At 43.7% G+C, this 19,079-nt stretch carries 15 protein-coding genes; 10 read left to right on the plus strand and 5 right to left on the minus strand.

Annotated features, from left to right (window positions below; all coding sequences use genetic code 11):
• Positions 1-141 precede the first annotated feature (141 nt).
• Entirely contained in the window at positions 142-1,473 is a 1,332-nt protein-coding gene (gene dsdA, locus AC3CKG_RS24000; protein ID WP_076670243.1) for a D-serine ammonia-lyase, read from the minus strand.
• Between the two features lie 277 nt (positions 1,474-1,750).
• On the opposite strand from dsdA, the gene dsdC reads away from it, so the two are divergent.
• Both dsdC and AC3CKG_RS24010 read left to right on the plus strand, forming a co-directional pair.
• Positions 1,751-2,686, plus strand: coding sequence for a DNA-binding transcriptional regulator DsdC (dsdC, locus tag AC3CKG_RS24005; protein WP_076670240.1), 936 nt, complete (start codon positions 1,751-1,753; stop codon positions 2,684-2,686).
• Between the two features lie 149 nt (positions 2,687-2,835).
• Positions 2,836-4,029, plus strand: coding sequence for an MFS transporter (locus AC3CKG_RS24010; RefSeq protein WP_065105679.1), 1,194 nt, complete (start codon positions 2,836-2,838; stop codon positions 4,027-4,029).
• An 18-nt stretch (positions 4,030-4,047) separates the two neighbouring features.
• Here AC3CKG_RS24010 and AC3CKG_RS24015 read toward each other — a convergent pair whose 3' ends face one another.
• From AC3CKG_RS24015 to AC3CKG_RS24025, 3 genes are all read right to left on the minus strand, one after another.
• The gene (locus AC3CKG_RS24015) at positions 4,048-4,830 is read right to left on the minus strand and encodes a helix-turn-helix transcriptional regulator (RefSeq protein ID WP_076670237.1); all 783 of its coding nucleotides are present in this window, start codon (positions 4,828-4,830) and stop codon (positions 4,048-4,050) included.
• A 37-nt stretch (positions 4,831-4,867) separates the two neighbouring features.
• Positions 4,868-5,401 carry a YbhB/YbcL family Raf kinase inhibitor-like protein gene (locus tag AC3CKG_RS24020; RefSeq protein ID WP_065112947.1) on the minus strand — a complete coding sequence of 178 codons (534 nt, stop codon included), beginning with the start codon at positions 5,399-5,401 and terminating at the stop codon, positions 4,868-4,870.
• A 236-nt stretch (positions 5,402-5,637) separates the two neighbouring features.
• On the minus strand, positions 5,638-6,963 hold the full coding sequence (locus AC3CKG_RS24025; protein ID WP_488529517.1) for a metal-dependent hydrolase family protein: 1,326 nt from the start codon (positions 6,961-6,963) through the stop codon (positions 5,638-5,640).
• 440 nt (positions 6,964-7,403) lie between these two features.
• Between AC3CKG_RS24025 and AC3CKG_RS24030 the strand changes: the two genes are divergently transcribed.
• From AC3CKG_RS24030 to AC3CKG_RS24045, 4 genes are all read left to right on the plus strand, one after another.
• Positions 7,404-8,813, plus strand: coding sequence for an ATP-binding protein (locus AC3CKG_RS24030; RefSeq protein WP_488529518.1), 1,410 nt, complete (start codon positions 7,404-7,406; stop codon positions 8,811-8,813).
• Positions 8,791-9,441: a response regulator transcription factor gene (locus tag AC3CKG_RS24035; protein WP_488529519.1), complete on the plus strand. Its 651-nt coding sequence runs from the start codon at positions 8,791-8,793 to the stop codon at positions 9,439-9,441. Before AC3CKG_RS24030 ends, AC3CKG_RS24035 begins: the two co-directional genes overlap by 23 nt.
• The gene (locus tag AC3CKG_RS24040) at positions 9,438-10,256 is read left to right on the plus strand and encodes a DUF2861 family protein (protein WP_488529520.1); all 819 of its coding nucleotides are present in this window, start codon (positions 9,438-9,440) and stop codon (positions 10,254-10,256) included. Before AC3CKG_RS24035 ends, AC3CKG_RS24040 begins: the two co-directional genes overlap by 4 nt.
• Positions 10,257-10,374: 118 nt before the next feature.
• On the plus strand, positions 10,375-12,693 hold the full coding sequence (locus AC3CKG_RS24045; RefSeq protein ID WP_488529521.1) for a glycoside hydrolase: 2,319 nt from the start codon (positions 10,375-10,377) through the stop codon (positions 12,691-12,693).
• A 106-nt stretch (positions 12,694-12,799) separates the two neighbouring features.
• On the opposite strand, the gene AC3CKG_RS24050 is transcribed toward AC3CKG_RS24045, so the two are convergent.
• Positions 12,800-13,702, minus strand: a complete 903-nt coding sequence (locus AC3CKG_RS24050) for a LysR family transcriptional regulator (RefSeq protein ID WP_017105947.1) — start codon at positions 13,700-13,702, stop codon at positions 12,800-12,802.
• A 127-nt stretch (positions 13,703-13,829) separates the two neighbouring features.
• On the opposite strand from AC3CKG_RS24050, the gene AC3CKG_RS24055 reads away from it, so the two are divergent.
• The 4 genes from AC3CKG_RS24055 to AC3CKG_RS24070 all read left to right on the plus strand — a co-directional run bounded on the left by AC3CKG_RS24055 (position 13,830) and on the right by AC3CKG_RS24070 (position 18,654).
• Positions 13,830-14,894, plus strand: a complete 1,065-nt coding sequence (locus tag AC3CKG_RS24055; protein ID WP_102542257.1) for an HlyD family secretion protein — start codon at positions 13,830-13,832, stop codon at positions 14,892-14,894.
• A gap of 3 nt (positions 14,895-14,897) precedes the next feature.
• On the plus strand, positions 14,898-16,448 hold the full coding sequence (locus tag AC3CKG_RS24060; protein WP_065112940.1) for a DHA2 family efflux MFS transporter permease subunit: 1,551 nt from the start codon (positions 14,898-14,900) through the stop codon (positions 16,446-16,448).
• Between the two features lie 290 nt (positions 16,449-16,738).
• Positions 16,739-18,328 (plus strand): response regulator, encoded by a 1,590-nt coding sequence (locus AC3CKG_RS24065; protein ID WP_488529522.1) that lies wholly within the window; start codon positions 16,739-16,741, stop codon positions 18,326-18,328.
• Positions 18,322-18,654, plus strand: coding sequence for an Hpt domain-containing protein (locus AC3CKG_RS24070; protein WP_102361503.1), 333 nt, complete (start codon positions 18,322-18,324; stop codon positions 18,652-18,654). Before AC3CKG_RS24065 ends, AC3CKG_RS24070 begins: the two co-directional genes overlap by 7 nt.
• Positions 18,655-19,079 lie beyond the last annotated feature (425 nt).

Here is a 19,079-nt window from a genome sequence, read left to right on the forward strand (position 1 = left end):
GAATGCCACTCAACCTAACTGATAGTTAGAACATCTATGAAGTCTAATTTATAAAATATGTGTTTTAAGTAACGATCTGCGCAACTTATTGCTTCGTTTAAACTCATAAATCATCAACCAGCGTACGACTTTCTATCTGATTTACACCGAAGACTTTGCTAAATACGCAGCCATTTCTTGCTCTGGCACCATGCCGCCGCCTGTCGCCCAAACAAGATGCGTCGCGTTGGCTAACGTAGAGTCATCAATACCTAACCGCGCCAAATACTCACTGTTGTGTTCAACATGTACAGCTCCCGGCATACCCGCCAGTGCAGAAGGCTCCAATTGAATTCCCTCCGCTCGATTCAGTTCACTTAGCAATTGATACATGCGTTCGTCGGTTAACGTGTAATAGCCGTCGAGTAAACGCTCCATTGCTCTTCCAACAAAACCTGAAGCGCGACCTACTGCGAGTCCGTCTGCGGCAGTAAGGTTATCAATACCCAAATCTTGCACTGCGATTTCATCATGCAAGCCAGTATGGACTCCCAACAACATACAAGGCGAATGTGTGGGTTCTGCAAAGATACAATGTACATGGTCACCAAAAGCCATCTTTAGGCCAAATGCCACACCACCGGGGCCGCCACCTACACCACAAGGCAAATAAACGAACAGCGGATGGTCTTGATCGACCAGAATCTGTTGATGTTCAAATTGTTGTTTTAGCCTTTTCCCTGCCACAGAATATCCAAGGAACAGAGTTTGTGAGTTTTCATCATCAATGAAGAAACAACTCGGGTCTTGCTCCGCTTCTTTACGGCCTTGCTCTACCGCAACACCATAATCTTGCTCGTACTCAACCACATTGACGCCATGCTCACGCAGTTTGTTTTTCTTCCATTCTCTCGCATCGGCAGACATGTGAACCGACACTGTAAAACCTAATTTGGCGCTCATGATACCAATCGACATGCCTAGGTTGCCTGTTGAACCAACGGCAATGCTGTATTGTTTGAAGAAGTCACGAAACTCAGGTTTTAGCAGTTTGCTGTAATCATCGCTCTCACAGAGTAACCCAGCTTCAAACGCTAATTTCTCGGCGTGAGTTAACACTTCGTAGATACCACCACGCGCTTTAATTGAACCCGAGATTGGCAAGTGACTGTCTTTTTTCATCATTAAGCGACCTTTTATCGACGACTGATAATGAACTTCTAATACTGATTTCATCGCTGGCATTTCAATAAGCTCAGACTCAATAATGCCATTGGTCACTTGTGTTTCTGGGAATGCCTGCGCTAGATAAGGGGCAAACCTTTGTAATCGCAGGCTTGCATCTTGAATGTCTTCTTCACTTAACCCCACATAAGGTAAACCCTGTTCTAACGTCGTGATGTTTGGGTTAAACCAACTCACCTCTTGCAAAGCAGTCAGTTGCTCCAACAAAGGAAATTTATTGGTCAGTTCAGCGATATTCAATTCAGTCATGGTTATCTTCTTTGATAAAGGAGCGATCGATGCTTAAAAAAGTAATCAGTTGAACAAAAGTCCAATCGACTCAAATCTAATCACAAGGTTTCGTTGCTATTTAAACGCTATATGACCGTTTGTTCAAACGACAAAAACTCACATTCACATGATGTAGATTCACCTATTATTCCGATTCTTGACTATTTACGTAAAAGAAAGCCACTATGAGTAACTATTATTCACGCGTGGTTTTATAATGTTGTGGTCTGTTCATTCCAACAATGGTGTTTCTAATATGTATAGCCAAGACAATGTGTACTCCAAAAGCCAGCGATTAAACAGTCAACAGCTATCAAAACTGCACACGTTCGAAGTAGCAGCAAGGCATGGTTCATTTTCGTTGGCGGCGCAGGAACTCTCTATGACACCCAGCGCCATATCTCACCGTATCAACAAGCTTGAGCAAGAGATGGATGTTAAGTTGTTTGAACGTGCACACCGCAAGATCTTACTCACCGCCGAAGGCAAACGTATCTATGCCGCGTTGAGTAAAACCTTGAACGACTTAAACCAAGAGATTTTGGATGTTAAGAATGAAGAGGTTTCAGGCACGCTGACGATTTATTCACGCCCGACCTTCGCGCAGAGTTGGTTGGTTCCTCGTGTTGCTGAATTTAAACAGCGCTATCCAGCGATCACACTAAAACTACTCACCGGCAATGAAAACATTAGCTTTCAAGGCCACGGGATTGATATCGCCATCTACTACGATGACCAATTGCCCGATAAGCTTTGCTGCCAAACATTTATGCAAGAAAGTATTACTCCCGTTTGCTCCCAAGAGTATGCAGATAACCATGAGCTTCATAACAACCCTGATAGCTTAATTAACGCGACCTTACTGCACGATAACCAAGCGTGGAATTATGACTCAAGCCACAGCGAGTGGGCAGTATGGGCCAATGCCAACCAATTTGATGAGGTGAGTTCAGAATCCAATATCGAATTCGATCGATCCGATCTAGCTGTATTGGCTGCGATAAATCATGCGGGCGTGGCCATGGGTAGGTATAGCGTGGTTTCTCAATACATTGAGGCTGGCACTCTTATTGCGCCTTTTAACGCACAACCCATTGTGTGCAAACAACAATATTATTTCGCAACGCCGACAGAGCAGCACTCGCCCAAGGTCTCGCTATTTATTGATTGGGTCTTAAAACGAGTGACGTAAATCGTCATAAAGTCAGTGAATGTTGAGGAATAGCAGCGTCATTACCGTTTATATGACTAATTAACCTCTTTTTAACAACGGTAATTGTGCAGCAACTCAATGCCCTGTAGGCTAGCCTCTCTTCTCATAAGCAAACAGTAGAACAACCTATGAGCGCCTCACTTCGTAATAGTATTTTCGTCATGTTAGGGATTCTATTCCTTTCACTTAACCTGCGTGGGCCTTTTACTAGCTTGGCCCCTGTACTTTCTCAGGTTATGGAAGGGCTCAACCTTAACTCTTCTGCTGCTGGATTCTTAACGGCTTTACCGCTGCTCACGTTCGCCTTGTTTTCGCCGTTAGTCACCAAAATATCCCAACGAATCGGCCTTGAGCCAAGCCTGTTGTTAGCATTAGTTTTGATCACGACAGGTATCACGCTGCGCTCTTTTGGAATTATTCCAACCTTATACATCGGTACGGTGATGATAGGAATGGGCATCGCGATTGGTAATGTTCTTCTACCTGTTGTGGTCAAAATCAGTTTTCCGACACGAATTGCTACGGTTACGTCTCTGTATATCTTTACGATGGGTATTGGTTCGACGTTAGGCTCAAGTTTAATGGTGCCATTTTCAGATCTAACCTTATTTACGCTAACGGGTTGGCAATTGGCGCTGTTAATGAATCTCGTGTTTCCAATACTGGCCTTGATGATCTGGCTACCTAAAATCAGAAAACGTTCCTCTTCTGCTACCAATAAGAAGCAAGAAGATAAACCTCTACCGATGAAAAAGATGATTAAGAGTGGTGTTGCGTGGCAAGTGACGCTAGCTCTTGGGCTTAACTCATTTACCTTCTACTCTTTGGCAGGCTGGTTACCACAAATCTTGAACGATCTTGGTTATAGCGAGATCGATGCAGGTTACATCTACGGGTTCCTACAGTTTTCAACCATGGTTCCAGGCCTACTTTTACTGCCATTCTTAGGTAAAAACGATAATCAACAATGGCTCATTACCCTTTGTACTTCGAGCGTGTTTATTGGATTGATTGGCCTACTGTATTTACCTGAGTTTGCGATATTCTGGGTGGGATTATTTGGACTGGCAAACTGTTCGACCTTTATTATTGCGCTTTCTTTTGTGGGTCTGAGAACATCGAACAGCAGCCAAGCGGCTTCACTGTCTGGTATGGCTCAGGGCATTGGTTATGCCTTAGCGGCAACGGGCCCGACTTTGGTCGGTAAGCTTCATGCTTTGACTGATTCTTGGAGTGTGCCCATTCTATTGATCGCTGCGGTCGCGTTTGCTTGTACGATTTTCGCGGCACTGGCCGCAAGAGACAAGAAGATCAATGTATAACAAGACCTCCCAAGCTCATTAATTAGCCGTCACTGTTTTAATGTAATCACTCGGTGTTAGACCGAACTTACCTTTAAAGCGTTGACTAAAACGCCCTTCGGATTGGTATCCACAAGACTGAGCCAACATTGCGACATTCTGTTGGCCATGTTGCATCAAATATAAAGCATGGCTTAAACGTACCTCAGCCAGTACTTCTCGGTACTGCTTCCCTTCGTGTTTGAGTTTTCGAATCAGCGTTGCTCGGCTCATTGCAAAATGTTCTGCAACTGCTTCAAGTGGGTGTTTTTCATCTGGCGAACGTGACAGATAATGACTCAATTTCTGGCTAAAAGAGGCATTAGCGCTCACAAACAACTGGTGCAATGCGCCTTTTTCAGCCAACTGTTGATACAAGCCTAGCAGCCAAAACTGTTGTGTCTCTTTGCTCATGCTCTGCACATCAAATGAAAACAGCGCATTCAGTGATTCTTGCAATGCTCGATCAGCGTCTACAGTTGGTAATGATTCACTGCTTGCCCGTTCCTCGCTCAGTTCAAGCATGGCTTGAGTTGGTTGATAGTGAAAACTGAATACGCGAGACAGAAAACGCCCTTTATGGGGTAAGTTCTCGAAACTCAGCGAAGCAGACGCCTCACACAATAAGAGCTGAGAGTGTGAAAGATCAAATGGCGACTCTTTCCAAAACAATCGCTTACTACCAGTAATGATCTGAATAATACTCGGGGAAAGAATCCTCACATTGCGCAACTTTTGTAGCTGCTCAGCACGAAATGTCGTGACTTGATATTGGTGATTCATCTTTCCCCCTCTCTATACTAAAAAGCTGTGATTATCGTTAGCGAGTATAAGTCGCGGTTAGTTTTGCTTTGTCTAGCGCCATGCTATTCAACGTAAAGCCAACAACGGCAGACGGTGTGTTTTCATCAAGATTCAGTTTGTCTGCTGGCAACGCCCAAACAGTAAACTGGTAACGGTGCATACCGTCGTTTTCTGGAGGGCACGCACCACCAAAACCAACCGTGCCGTAATCGATGCGCCCTTCTTTACCACCCAACTTAGAGATATCGACACCACGAGGCAATTCATTTACCGATGCTGGAATATCAAACGCAACCCAGTGCCAAAAGCCACTCTCAGTCGGTGCGTCAGGATCATAAGCCGTTATCGCGAAGCTTTTGGTTCCTTCAGGTGCATCTTTCCACATCAACTGTGGAGATAGGTTCCCCCCATCACAGCCCCAGCTTGAGTATTCAAATGTTTTAGCCATTGGATGGCCTTCTTGAATATCCTTACTGGTGAGCTCAAACGCTTGTGTGGAGCCTGCCGCTAAAAGACTAAGTACCAATACTGATTTAGTGAATGCTTTCATGATTGTGTTCCTCTGATTAGGTATGAGTTAAGTATATTTACTCACACAGGAATGCGCCAAACATTAAGTATCATATTAACTCAAACACAAGCAACTAATGATACTTTTTGGTTTTATCCCAGTTTAGTCAGGGCTCTATAACGAACAGAACCAACGAAACAAAAAGAAAACAAAAGCAAAACAACCGGAAGTATTAAAACGTTCCGGTTGATCCTTAAATGCGATTTTTCAGTAGCTTAGTAATACGAAACGACTTCACCTTCAATTTTCACTATCTCTCCATCTTTGATAATGGTTGATAGGTACGTTTTTGGTTGAGCCACGATGTTTATATCATCCAATGGGTTAGCCGAATACAGAAGTACGTCAGCCATCGCCCCTTCTTCAATCACGCCCACTTTGCCATAAGGGTTGCGTTTGCCGGTCAGTTGTAGAATTTCGCTGTTAGTACCCGTCGCTTGAATCAAGATCTCTGCTGGTGTGAACCACTTTTCACGTAAAGCCAAGTCCTGTAGTTGTTGCTCTCGGTTATCTAAACCTTCCAACAAATCGGTTCCCCAACCCGTCTTAACATTGTATTTCTTAATATGGTCAAAGATATTGTCTAGATTATCCCAACCTTGCTTAGCTTTAGGGTAACGCGGGTCGCTTTTATCTATCGTGTCGAGTAGCTGTTTAAATACCAACACTTGAATCGAAGTATAAAGCCCTCTGTTGGCAATCATTGCGAATGTCTCTTCATCGGCCATTGCCGCATGCTCGATGGTTTTTACCCCCGCTTTGATGGCTCTTTGAATGCCTTCTGAAGAGTGAGCATGAACCATCACATAAGTACCGTAGTCAGAGGCAACTTTCACTGCCGCTTCTATCTCTTCCAACGTGTATTCGTTCACGTATAGCGGATCGGTGGTAGAGCTAACACCACCCGTTACGGCCATTTTGATTTGTGTGGCGCCTTGGTACAGGTTGTTACGTGCAGCTGCCAATACTTCATCGGTACCGTTCGCTAAAATACCAATGCCCATCTGTTCGATTGGGTCTACTGGACCACCCCACTCTTTAGGTAAGAAGTTCGGGTTTCTGAAATCAATATGCCCTGAGTATTGGCCAATCAGAGCCTGTGATGGATAGATTCTAGGCCCCGGTATGAACTTATTGTCGATGGCCATTTTTAACCCAGCGGAATTCCCTGCCGCGTCTCGAATCGTCGTGACACCACGAAGTAACATGTCTCCAAGTTCATCTACCGCAATCGCATCAACGTATTGGTTTGGTGCTCGTAAAAGTTGGCCTAAAGGGAGTCCGAGCGTTGAGTGCCAATGGTTGTCGATGAGTCCGGGAGTCATGGTTTTCCCTTCGCCATTAATAATCGTCATGTTTGGCAGTGCTGCTAAGTCTTCGCCAATTTGTTTGATGATATTGTCTTCAATGATCACATCCATGCTCTTCTGTAGCTGCTTTGATGTGCCGTCAAAGATGTCTACATCCTGAATAAGAATGTCCGAAGCGAAGCTAGGAGTTTGGACTGCAAGTAAGATGGCGCATGCCAATAATTTTTTCATGAGTAACCTTTACGTCAATTGAAATGAGTCACTGCTCCCCTCTAATATTTACCAACATATGTAGTGGGTGCGTTTTGATGAGGTCACTTTAACGACCAATAAGATCACTAACATCACAATCGAATAAAAACGTCATTAAAATTAAATAAAACAATACAACTCAATCACTTAAATAAAATTCTCAGATGTGGTTTGTGGGTGTTTTATATGTTTTTTATGTGGGTTTGATATCGTAATTTCTTTATCTATCTTTTCGTTGCGTATGGTTCGTCGATAGGTTCAATTTGATGGTGCCGATTTCAGAACTTAACAAGTTCACGATGATTGATTGGCATGCTAATCACAGTTTTAAACAAAAGTGCACTTGTTGACATTCAGGTTACAAAACTTAACCAAAACAATTTAGACTCACCCCAACAACTTTTAACGAGAATGACTGGATGCGCAGGCTGACATTAGCCCTTTGTTTGACCCTTTGGCTCCCTACGCTAGCCAATGCCCAAAGTTTGCAAGACAAGTGGCAAACTCTGTATCAATTGAGCTGGCAATCGTCTCCTATCTCAATTTCTCAGAAAGAGTTAACCCAATACCCGAAAGCACTTCTTCAGGAAAGCAGCCGCTACCCGGACTTCAACAAATTCAGTTGGGAAGACATCGCCGCACTAGCCTCGATACAAGTTCACTGTCAAGCGATTGAAAGCTCCAACCCTTCTTTGAATGATGCCATCGAATTCGAACTCGCTGTGTGTCAACAACAACCCTTGGATTCAATCTGGTTCGCGGCACACTCAAAACGACACCCTGCTGGTGGTAGCTTCGCTGATCGTTACGTAGCTCGTTACCCAGAAAACAATGAACAGATTCATCCGTTTTTGAGTATCAGGAATCCTTTGCATCCGTTATTTTCCAAGCTAGAAAACTTAACCGCACAAGGCAGAGAAGCACTGCTCAATGGATACCGCGCTTGGCAACAAGGTGATGTGCTTTGGTTGAGTGGCGAACAAGGTTGGAAAGCAATTCCATCGGAGATTTGGAAGCCTATTGCCGAGCAACAAGAAGTGACCTTGTCAGGTGAAAGCTGTTCTTTTCGTTACAGTAACCTGTGCCTGAGCGAGTCTAGCAACGACAACCTGATCATGAAAACGTTGATCTTTTTATTGCTGTTAACATTGTTTTCCGGACTCGGTAGAGTCTTATACCTAAGAACAAAACAACGAAAAGAGAGGCAGTTCGTTTTACAGCTTCTTACTCATGAACTGCGCACGCCAATTACTAGCCTAGGTCTAACTGTCGAGATGTTCAGAAATCGTTACGACGATTTTCCCGATGAGACCCAAGGGGCAGTTTGGCGTTTAATCTCAGACTATCAAAGGCTTTCTCAGCTCACCGAAAACAGCAAAGTGTATCTAAGTTCGGATCAGTCTGAACCTTTGTTGAAGCAAAACGCATCATTGGAAGAGTGGCTCGACCATGTCTGCGAAAAGCACAATATTGCTTATCAATGTGAAGCAGGCGAAGTCGAGCTTAACCTGCCTTATTACTGGCTAACCATCTGTTTAGATAACTTGATCAAGAATGCCAAGCAGCACGGACAAGGTAAGGTTTTAGTTAAAGTCATCCTCGCAGATAAACTGAAAATAGAAGTACAAGATGAGGGTCACTTCCCCTCTTTGATACAACGACTTATTTCAAGAACAACACCGTGTGCCAATCACAAACAAGATAATATGGGCATTGGCCTGACTATTGTCGAACACTTGATGAAGCAAGCGAATGGCCGTCTCTTCATTCTCCGTAATCCAACCCGATGTATTTTGGAAATCGCTTATGAACACCCTACTGCTGATTGAAGACGACCAATTGCTTGGGCAAGGCCTCGTCAGCTTCTTCGAGTCCAATGGTTATCAATGCCTTTGGGTGCAAGATGCTCAGAGTGCCAGTAAGCTGTGGTTACGTGCCGATCTCGTGGTGCTTGATCGACAACTTGAAGACGGCGACAGCTTGCGACACTTGCCTAATTGGTTACTGCTCAAAGCGCTACCTGTGATTGTGTTGACCGCCAAAGTTGAAGTTCAACAACGTGTTGAAGGTTTAATGGCAGGTGCCAAAGATTACGTGACTAAGCCATTTTCGAACGATGAATTGCTTGCTAGAGTCATTACGCAACTTCGTCCGTTAGGTGTTAGCCACTTAAATTACGCAAATATCCAAATCAACTTGTCGGAACGGATCGCTTATCTGGATGAAAGTCCAATCACGTTGAAACCTAAAGAGTTTCAGCTATTGGTACTGTTTATTCAGAACCAAAGTCGTGTGTTTCACCGAGATGAGTTGCTCAATAAAATTTGGGGTTATCAAGCCTTCCCAAGCACAAGAACCGTTGATAACCACATACTGCGTTTACGTCAAAAGCTACCAACGCTAAATCTAGAGACGCATCGTGGCGTTGGTTATCGTTTGGCTGGGGAATCACAATGAAAGTAAGCTCTCTAACAGCACTGTTCTGCACATTGCCCTTTGCGTGTAATGCGGCTTGGTTTACAGACACGCCATTGCAACACACCTATCAATCACTGCTCGATAATCAACCGCAAGTGGCATGGCAAGAACTGCAAATCGCGCTTGATCAAGCAGAGCTTAATAGTCAGCTTTGGTTACCCGTTAAACAAGAAATCCTGAGTCGGACTCAATGTGGAAGCACTCTTGAACAAAGTGCTACACCCAACAACCACATTCAAGTCAGCTTCATCAAGCGCCACGGTCTTTCATCACAAGGCTATCAAATCAAAGTGTCTGCAGAGCAACTCAGCGAAGTGTTAGAAGATCAAACACAACGTATTTCTCTGGTCTCACCTGATGGGAAAGTTGTGATCGACGGACAACTCAATTCTGATGTCGAATATCAAGAGATTGAAACCAGTGAGATGTTCATCAAGCCGGAATCGGGTGTTTATCAGTTAACGATAGGTTCGAACAACTACCCTATTATTGTTGCTTTAGACGACAACAAACGATGGCTAACACTCGAAAGCAAACTCAACGACCCTCACATTGTGGTAACGCCACCCAAGGTGATCGACAACTGCCCGGACACCAATGTGAGCTGGCAATGGTTTGATGAAAACTACGATATGTTAGGTTTCAAGGTACCAATCAAGTCACTTGAAACAACAGTTCCGACAGAAAGCCCTTCGGCAACTAAAGCCAAACATTTGAGTGCATCGGTTGAAATGTTTGAATACCAAGGTGCGATTGAAATCCAATATGTACAGCGTGTCGCGGTGCCTTTCTAAGTTAATCTCGCATAAGAAAGCATTAAACACCCAAGGAAAAGAATAGAGACATATAGGTGACAAAGCACTAACACGACTTAGGTGTAATAACCGTACTTACCCTTTACGGAATCTAGATATGGTCAACGTTCGTCATCAACTTAATTTTACGCCTTTTGCTATTGCGGCTCTATTCACGACTTGTGCGCTCTCGGCAAACGCACAAGATAATCAAGTCGCCCTTATCAGCAATAGCCACACCAACAACATAGTATCGATTTCAACAAAAACATTAGCGATAGATTGGAATGGCTTAAGCGTTAATAGCACTGCTTTGACCGTTGATCGTCAACCTCAAAAAGTTACTCACCTAGTCATAGACTCAAAAACCAAGGCATCTTGGACACTCATGCCGAGCGGAATCAATGTTGAAGCTGAGTTGAAGCAAGATAATCTTCTCGTCCAATTCACCTTACCTTCAAACACACAGGTAAAGCGAAACCAACCCATTGAACTCGTTTGGTTTGACCTAGCAGAACAACAAACTCAGACTCTATTCCTGCCCTTTAGTGAGGGGATGCGCGTACCGACCAACAACAAGCAATGGGCCAATTACCTAGTCGAAAACCATTCAGGAAGTAACACCACTCAAGACTTAAAAATGCCATTTTGGACGGTACAACAGAACGATCAATTCATCAGTTATCAGATGATTAACCCAACCAACAACCAATTGTTCTTTTCTGATGCATCGTCGGATACGCCCTCTGATAAGAAGACCAAGATTGATATGAGCGCTTCACACCAATTTACAACGTTGAATCAATCACAGCCTTTTACGGTTCACATAACACTTGGAGACTCTTGGTTAGATGGCGCTAAACTATACCGTGATTGGCGTATTGAGAATGGTCTCTCTGAATCGCTTGTCGAAAAGCAAAAGCGTAACCCAGATGTGAATAAGCTGATCGGCGCAAGCCACGTCTACTTGTTTGGTAAAGATGCTTTAAGTATCCAAGATGTGAGCGATTGGTGGGGATTAAAAGCCTGGTATCTCGAGGACTCTCACTTAAACATTTCAAGTGAAGCAAAGCGAGAGTTATCCCCTCTGTCTAAAGGCAAAGATTGGTTTAGCCAGTATCACAAACAGCTGTTGTTGGACTCTATTAGCCAATCATTGCAAAGCTTGTATCCTGTTGCAACGCCAACACTGGCTGATAACACCGTAAAAGCTCAACACACCGCAGCTCAGAGCAAGAAAAGCTGGTTGATTAAGCGTGCTTCCTCTTATCTCAATGCACCGGATACTTGGGGACAAGCCTTGTCATCAGGCATGGTCAACAATATGAACAAAGTAGGATTAAACAAGCTTTGGTTAGGCTTCGATAGCTGGATGCCAGCATTCTATCAACCGAATGCAGTAGAACTGGCTAAGCAATCAGGTTATCTGGTTGGAACCTATGACTCCTACAACACAGCCATTCCTGCGAAGCTCAATGACAACTGGCTAACCGCCCAATTACCAGAGCCGATGCGTCAAAGTTGCGCGATTAAAATGGCGGATGGCAGTTTGAAAAAAGGATTTCGAGGAAACGGTTTTTACTTGAACCCGAATTGCCATTTGGATTATGTAAAACAGCGCGCTGTAGACATCATGCGTTTTGGTCACTTCAATAGCCTGTTCCTAGATGTTGATGCGACGGCAATGGCGCGTGAGGACTACAGCGATAATAGCAGTGAGTCGGATGTACTTTCTGCCTTCAATAACCGAATGCAGTGGTTAAGCGATCAACCAGATTTGGTGCTTGGTTCTGAAGATGGCAATAGCCTGACGACAAAAGGCATCGCGTTTGCACACGGCTTAGAAACGGTCGGCTTTGGTTGGTCAGACAAAGAGATGAAGGAAAACCTCCAATCACCTTATTACTTGGGTCGTTGGTATCCAGACCATAAACCTGACTTCTTCTTCAAGTCCGCTAAGGTCAAAGAACCCTACAAGTCATTGCTGTTTTCGTCTCAATACCGAATTCCGCTATACCAAGCCGTATTTCACGACGAAGTGATTAACACCCACCACTGGCATTCAGACAGTTTGAAATTCACCAATGTAAAAGCCAATCGTGATTTGACTGCCATGCTTTACAATACGCCAGCGATGGTTCACTTGACGAGAGATGAAGCATTGTCGAGCTCAAGCCCAAGGATTAAGGCATTGAAACACTATCAAGATGGATTTAAGCCAATACACGAACAACTATGGGACAAAGCGCTGGTTGACTTCATATGGTTAGATAAAGACGGCAAGGTTCAACAAACCGTGTTTGATGATGGCAGTAAAATCATTGCCAACTTCTCAGACCAAGCATTTCACCCAAACGGTGTCGATGTTGCGGCAACGTCTATCAAAGCCGTATTAAGTAATGGACAAGTCGTAGAGTGGAAACCAGAGCTCAATTGATCGAACTCTTATTTTTTCGCTAGTGAGTTCTTCAGTTCTTTGGCTTTCTATTTCGGACTAAAGAACTGAATACTTGTGTCGCGACTTAAGAGTGGTTAGAAAAAAGCTACTCATGCTTGCGGCTTTGAAATGCCGTGAGTAGATAATCAATGAATACCTTTTTGCGCTTGGGCATCAGTTGTCTGTCGGCATAAACCAAGCTTACTGAAACTTCCGGCATCTCATATTCTGGCAATAGGCGAACTAACCTACCCGTCTTAAAGTGCTCTCTACAAATAAACTCTGGTAACACCGCTAACCCAAGTCCATCCACACAAGCAGTAAGACACGCAGTAATCGTATTTACCCTCAACTGATAAGGTAAATCGATCAATACCGACTCACCTCCCTCCAACTGCAAATGCCACTTAGGTAAACGAGCAGCTTTATTTACCACTTCAATCAGACGAAATGGAGATTTTAAATCTGAGGGTGTTTTAATTTCTCCAAACTGTTCCAGATATTCAGGGCTTGCCACAAGCGTTCTTTTTGAAGTGGTGAGATATCGAGAAACCAGACTCGAATCCACCAATTCACCAATTTGCGCATATAGATCAATACCCTCTGCAATGATGTCGACTTCTCGATTAGTCAATTCCAAATTCAAAGTCACATTCGGGTGTTCTTTTAAGAAACTGTGAATGTATTGCGCTAACACTTGATGCCCAAGCTCGACAGGAAGCACCACATTAAGAGGGCCTCTGATCAAGTCTTGATTGGCAGAAACCTCTAACTCAGCTTGGTTCATGATCTCTTGCATCTGCATACTTGACTGATAAAAGCGCTCACCCTCTGGCGTTAACACTAAACTTCGTGTCGAACGGGTGATCAACCTCACACCTAAATGCTGTTCTAACTCTGCCAGTTTTCGGCTAACTGTTGATTTAGTCATATTGAGCGCTTCGGCGGCATGCGTAAAACTCCCACAATCAACCACTTGTGTAAAAACAGTCACAGCATTCAAGTCCATACTCGTCTCCCAAACTCGCTATTAGTTAGATTTTTGCAACAGTGTTTCTCTTTTTTCCTATCTTATCAATCAATGAGATTCATTTACAATTCGTTACATCTAAATAAAAGCAAAAAGAGAAAGAGAAATGACAGAGAACAACAACGCTTCGCAACCAGTAAGCACAAAAAAACGTAAAAAAGCACCGCTTATTGCTACTGCGATCATGCTGTCATTGGGCTTAGCAGGCGCTGGATATTGGTATGGCTATGGCCAGTACTTCGAATCTACTGATAACGCCTACCTACAAGGCGACATTACCAATATTAGTCCTAAAGTAAGTGGCTATATCGTTAAGTCTTATGTCAGTGATAACCAATCGGTTAAAGAAGGTGATTTGTTGGTTCAAATCGATGACCGTGATTACCAATCAGCACTCGCTCAAGCCAATGCCCATTTAAGCGTGGTGCAATCAGACGTAAAAAATCTAGTGGCACAACAAACGTTACAACGTAGCAAAATTAACCAAGCAGAAAGCCGTGTCGATTCCGCACAAGCTGAATACGAACGTGCTATTCAGCAAGTGGTACGTTCTCGTAGCTTACTTAAACGTAACTACGCGTCTCAAGATGAAGTCGATAGCATGGCTGCACAGCAAAAAGTCACTCAAGCGGATCTCGAAGAAGCAAAAGCAAACCTCGTTGCGACCAACGATCAATTAACCGTTATTGCTAGTGAGATAGAACAAGCAAACGCATCGGTAACTGAAGCTCAAGCGCAAAGAGATCAAGCACAACTTAACCTTGATTACACCAAAGTTTACGCGCCAACAGACGGTGTAATTGGCAAACGCAGCGTACGTGAAGGCTTGTTGATTCAAGCAGGCGCGCCATTGATGAGTTTAGTACCAAACAACCAAGTGTGGATCGAAGCTAACTTCAAAGAGACACAGCTAAGCGGCATTCATAAAGGTCAATCCGTAGAAGTTGAATTAGATGCCTTCCCGGGACAACCACTCGAAGGCGTTGTCGACAGCTTCTCCCCTGCAACTGGTGCCAAGTTTGCACTCCTACCACCAGAAAACGCGACAGGTAACTTCACTAAAATCGTTCAACGTGTACCGGTGAAAATCATCATTCCAGATCAGCAAGAGTTGAAAGGTCGACTGCTTCCTGGTTTGTCTGTGGTAGCGACCATCGATAAACGAGGCTAGGCCATGAGTAACGCTGGTGTTGTCACCCACACTAATGATGATGGCGAGGTTTCAAGACGTCATTGGATCGCCCTATTTGGCGGTTTGATTGGCGCGTTTATGGCGATCTTAGATATTCAGATCACCAACTCGTCCCTCAAAGATATTCAAGGTGCGCTATCTGCCACCTTAGATGAAAGCTCGTGGATTTCTACGTCTTATCTAGTCGCAGAGATGATTGCTATCCCACTCAGTGGTTGGCTTTCTAAAGCGCTTGGTAAACGTCGTTATATCACGTGGACGACGGCCATTTTCACCATTTCATCTTTGCTGTGTTCGTTCTCTTGGAACATGACCTCGATGATTGTATTCCGTGCGATGCAAGGTTTTAGTGGTGGTGCTTTAATCCCGCTTGCTTTCTCGCTAGTGATTCAGCTTTTGCCTGTCAACAAGCGTGCCGTGGGTATGGCATTGTTCGGCGTAACGGCGACGTTTGCTCCGTCTATTGGCCCAACGTTTGGTGGCTGGTTAACCGAGAACTTCTCGTGGCACTATATTTTCTACATCAATATCCCACCCGCTCTACTCGTGATCACCATGATCCGATATGGCTTGGATGATGAAAAGCTCGACCTTGGCACGTTGAAAAAAGCTGATTGGTTTGGTATCGCGACCATGGCGTTAGGGCTCGGTTGTTTGGAAGTGGTGCTAGAAGAAGGTAACCGTGAAGAGTGGTTCAGTTCGAGCTTCATCATAGGCTTGAGTATTGTGTCTGCAGTGAGCTTAGTTTACTTCGTGATAAACGAACTCCAACACAAAAAACCACTGGTGAATTTGCGGCTATTGCGGGATGGGCAGTTTGCTATGTCTTGTATCGCCTATTTGATTCTAGGGATGGCATTGCTCGGCTCTATCTATGTGCTGCCAATGTATCTCACTCAAATTCAACAATATAACGCAATGGAAATTGGTGAAGTCTTGATGTGGATGGGTTTCCCACAGTTGTTGATATTCCCAATCGTGCCCAAGCTGACGCAAATCATTAAGCCTAAGTACTTAGTGACCTTTGGTTTCGCGATGTTTGGCTTCAGTTGTTACGTGAATACACATATGACGATTGATTTTGGTGGCCAACAATTGATCTTGTCTATGGTTCTGCGTGCTATTGGTAGCCCGTTTATTATGGTTCCGCTGTCTTTGGTTGCGATGAAAAACATCAGCAAAATGGACACACCTGACGCTTCGACCTTAACCAACGTAATGCGTAACTTGGGTGGCGCATTCAGTATTGCGATTATCGCTACGCTTCTGGATAACAAAACGCGCGAGCATTTGGCGCATATCAAAGAGTCGCTGCCTTCGGTGAGCCAATTGGGTTGGCAAACGCTCAAGGATCAACAAGCATTCTTTATTCAGTCAGGCAGTGATGCCGCAACGGCGATGCAACAAGCGCAAGCGAGCTTACTTGGAACCATGCAACGTGACGCCGCTATCATGGCTTATAACGATGTGTTCTTAATGATGACGGCATTCTTAGCATTAGCTGCGGTATTAATCCTTAATATGCGAGATTAGACTTAGAAGCTCCTTTCAGGCTTCCATATCGACAACAAAGCCAAGAATAGAAAGTAAAACAATCGAGTGCAGAATAAAGAGGTAAGCTTATTAGCTTGCCTCTTTTGTTGGTAAAGCTGGTATCACCATACAAAATACAGGTCAAAAAACAGCCATAGAACGGGTTTCATTGATGTTATCGAATACTCTTTAATTACCAATAGTTTATTGAGCGATTACATGTGATCTAGACACCTTGACAATGTGCAACCTGACACCTAAATTAAACATAACATTTGGTATTGAGGAAAATGGATTTGACCTTACCACCAGACCTACGGGTTTTGATTGTCGACGACTCTAAAAGTGCAACGATACTTATCAAGCAACAATTGGCGAGCCTAGGCATTGCACGCGACTGCATTTTTATTGCAACCGATTATCGACAAGCCATTAAAGCGGTCGAGACGCACTCTTTTCATGTACTCCTCATCGATTACCACTTAGAGCAATCCTTTACGGGGTTTGAACTTTTGGGGATCCTGTATCGAAATAGACTTATCGATCATACGGTGGCAACGATATTACTCTCTGGAGACATGCGTCAGGAAACCGTATTAACCGCCCTCTCCGGCGAGGCGCATCATTTCATTTCTAAGCCGATTCATACTCAGTCATTAGGTAAGAAAATTCAAAGTTCGGTGTTCGAGTCGCAGCAAATCGATCAACTAAATCGTCTCTACCCGATTAACACACCAGACTTACTTAAACAGGCGCTCAGCATCCCCAGTAACCAAGTGAATGTTCAGTTCGAAGCGACACTGATTGAACACTTAATTTCAGGTCAAAAATGGGACTTGCTGTCGAATGTTATCACTAACTCGAAAACGAAAATGCACCCAACCAAGTTAGTGGCTGAGGCATTAATTTTAGACAGCTTAGGTAAGCCAAACCTGGCGATAGAGAAACTGCACAATTATCTGATTGTTCAGCCATTATCATTGAACGTGATTGATTGCTTAAGCTGCATCTATGAAAAGCACAAGATGCTGTTACCTGCTCTCAAATTAGCAATTCGCGCATTTGAAATGACACCGAGCATCAGCCACAGAGCAATCAGAGCGATCGACTTAGCTGAAAACTCAGACAATACCCATATGCTAATTAAGCTTGGGGAAATGTATGCGACACACATTTCGTCCGCTGACATTGATCTTATTCATTCCATAGGTACGCATTACGACTCTCTGAAAGCGACCTATCAACGTGAAACTCAAACACAGAACAAACGGATGTTACTTGAGCACGCCAACCAATTTACTGAGCTGGTTAATTTAAAGCTGCCAGCAAAGCTACAACAACAAGTGTTAGCAAGCCTTGCTCTGTTTCAAAGCAGTATATTGCTGATAGAAAACAGCCCATCGGTTGCACATAAAAAAGTAATACGAGCAACCAAGCTTTTATCGAATCAATTCTTCAACCAACCCACTTCGCTGCTCGCTCAGCTGCTGCCTTTGCTCAGTCATTTTGGCGAATACTCTTTATACCACTTAGTCGCAGAATGCCTTAAATCGCGCGGCGAGCAGGTACAGGAACAACTTGCGTCAAACACAGCCGACCCTTCGACCTGCATCAATATTGGAAATTCGGGGTCGATCCAAGAATTAAAAGATTACATTCACAATTACCCCTATTCAGTCGCCGCTAAACTTGACTATCTATATGCCGTCAATAACGCTCAAATAGAAGCAAACCTTAGCGACGAATACATAGAAGAATTGACACAACTAGAACTTCCACCCAGATGGAACCAATGGGTCAGTGATTCATCAAGGTATGGTTTTTCCACTAAACCACCTAGTCCATTTTCAACAAGCAGCCGACAGGAGTCTATATGCTAGATTTTGATGCTTTAAATGCCTACTTAGATAATGACAGAGAAGTAATTTTCGCTGTGCTGTCTGTGTATCAAGAAGACCATGGCAATTCATTAGAAGAGATACAAGAACTGGTACAGCAGCAGGATTGGGGCAAGCTTCATTTTACGGTGCATACATTGAAAGGTATCTTAGCCAGCTTCGGCGAAGAAACGGCCACTGTGGCCTTAGAAAGAGTCGAGCAAAATACGCTTAATAAACTTGCGCCTCAAGATGATGATCTTTCGGTTATCTACAGCGAAGTAAAGATCATTAATCAGCAAATTGATGAAGTGCTTAGCAGTTATTAATAAATTCACTGAGCTTGTTTGACAACAGATTTTCAAACGTTACGCAGTGACCAATATCAGCTGTACAGATTAAAGAGTTGGGGAGCTTTGGCAACATTGAACCTCGACTCTTGCCATTTTCACCTCATTATTCCTTGTCAATTACAGAGTCCAAATACACCTATAAATTCACCTCGCTTATCTACATATAACGATGCATAACACGTGCTTTATAAACCCTGCATGTTCATGTTTTATCTGCAATAACGCCCCTCTCAATAAGATGCAACTTAGTTTAATATTTGTAGTTCTTTTTGTGACAGTAACACACGAAATTGCATTTTATTTATTGGTAAAGAAGAAACTGTTATCTACACTCTAATGAAACCAAGCGTTAATCACTTGGTGGCATAATAATAAAAAAAATAAAACGTTCAGTCGGCTAA

This window comes from Vibrio sp. QJM3NY_15, assembly GCF_057785995.1.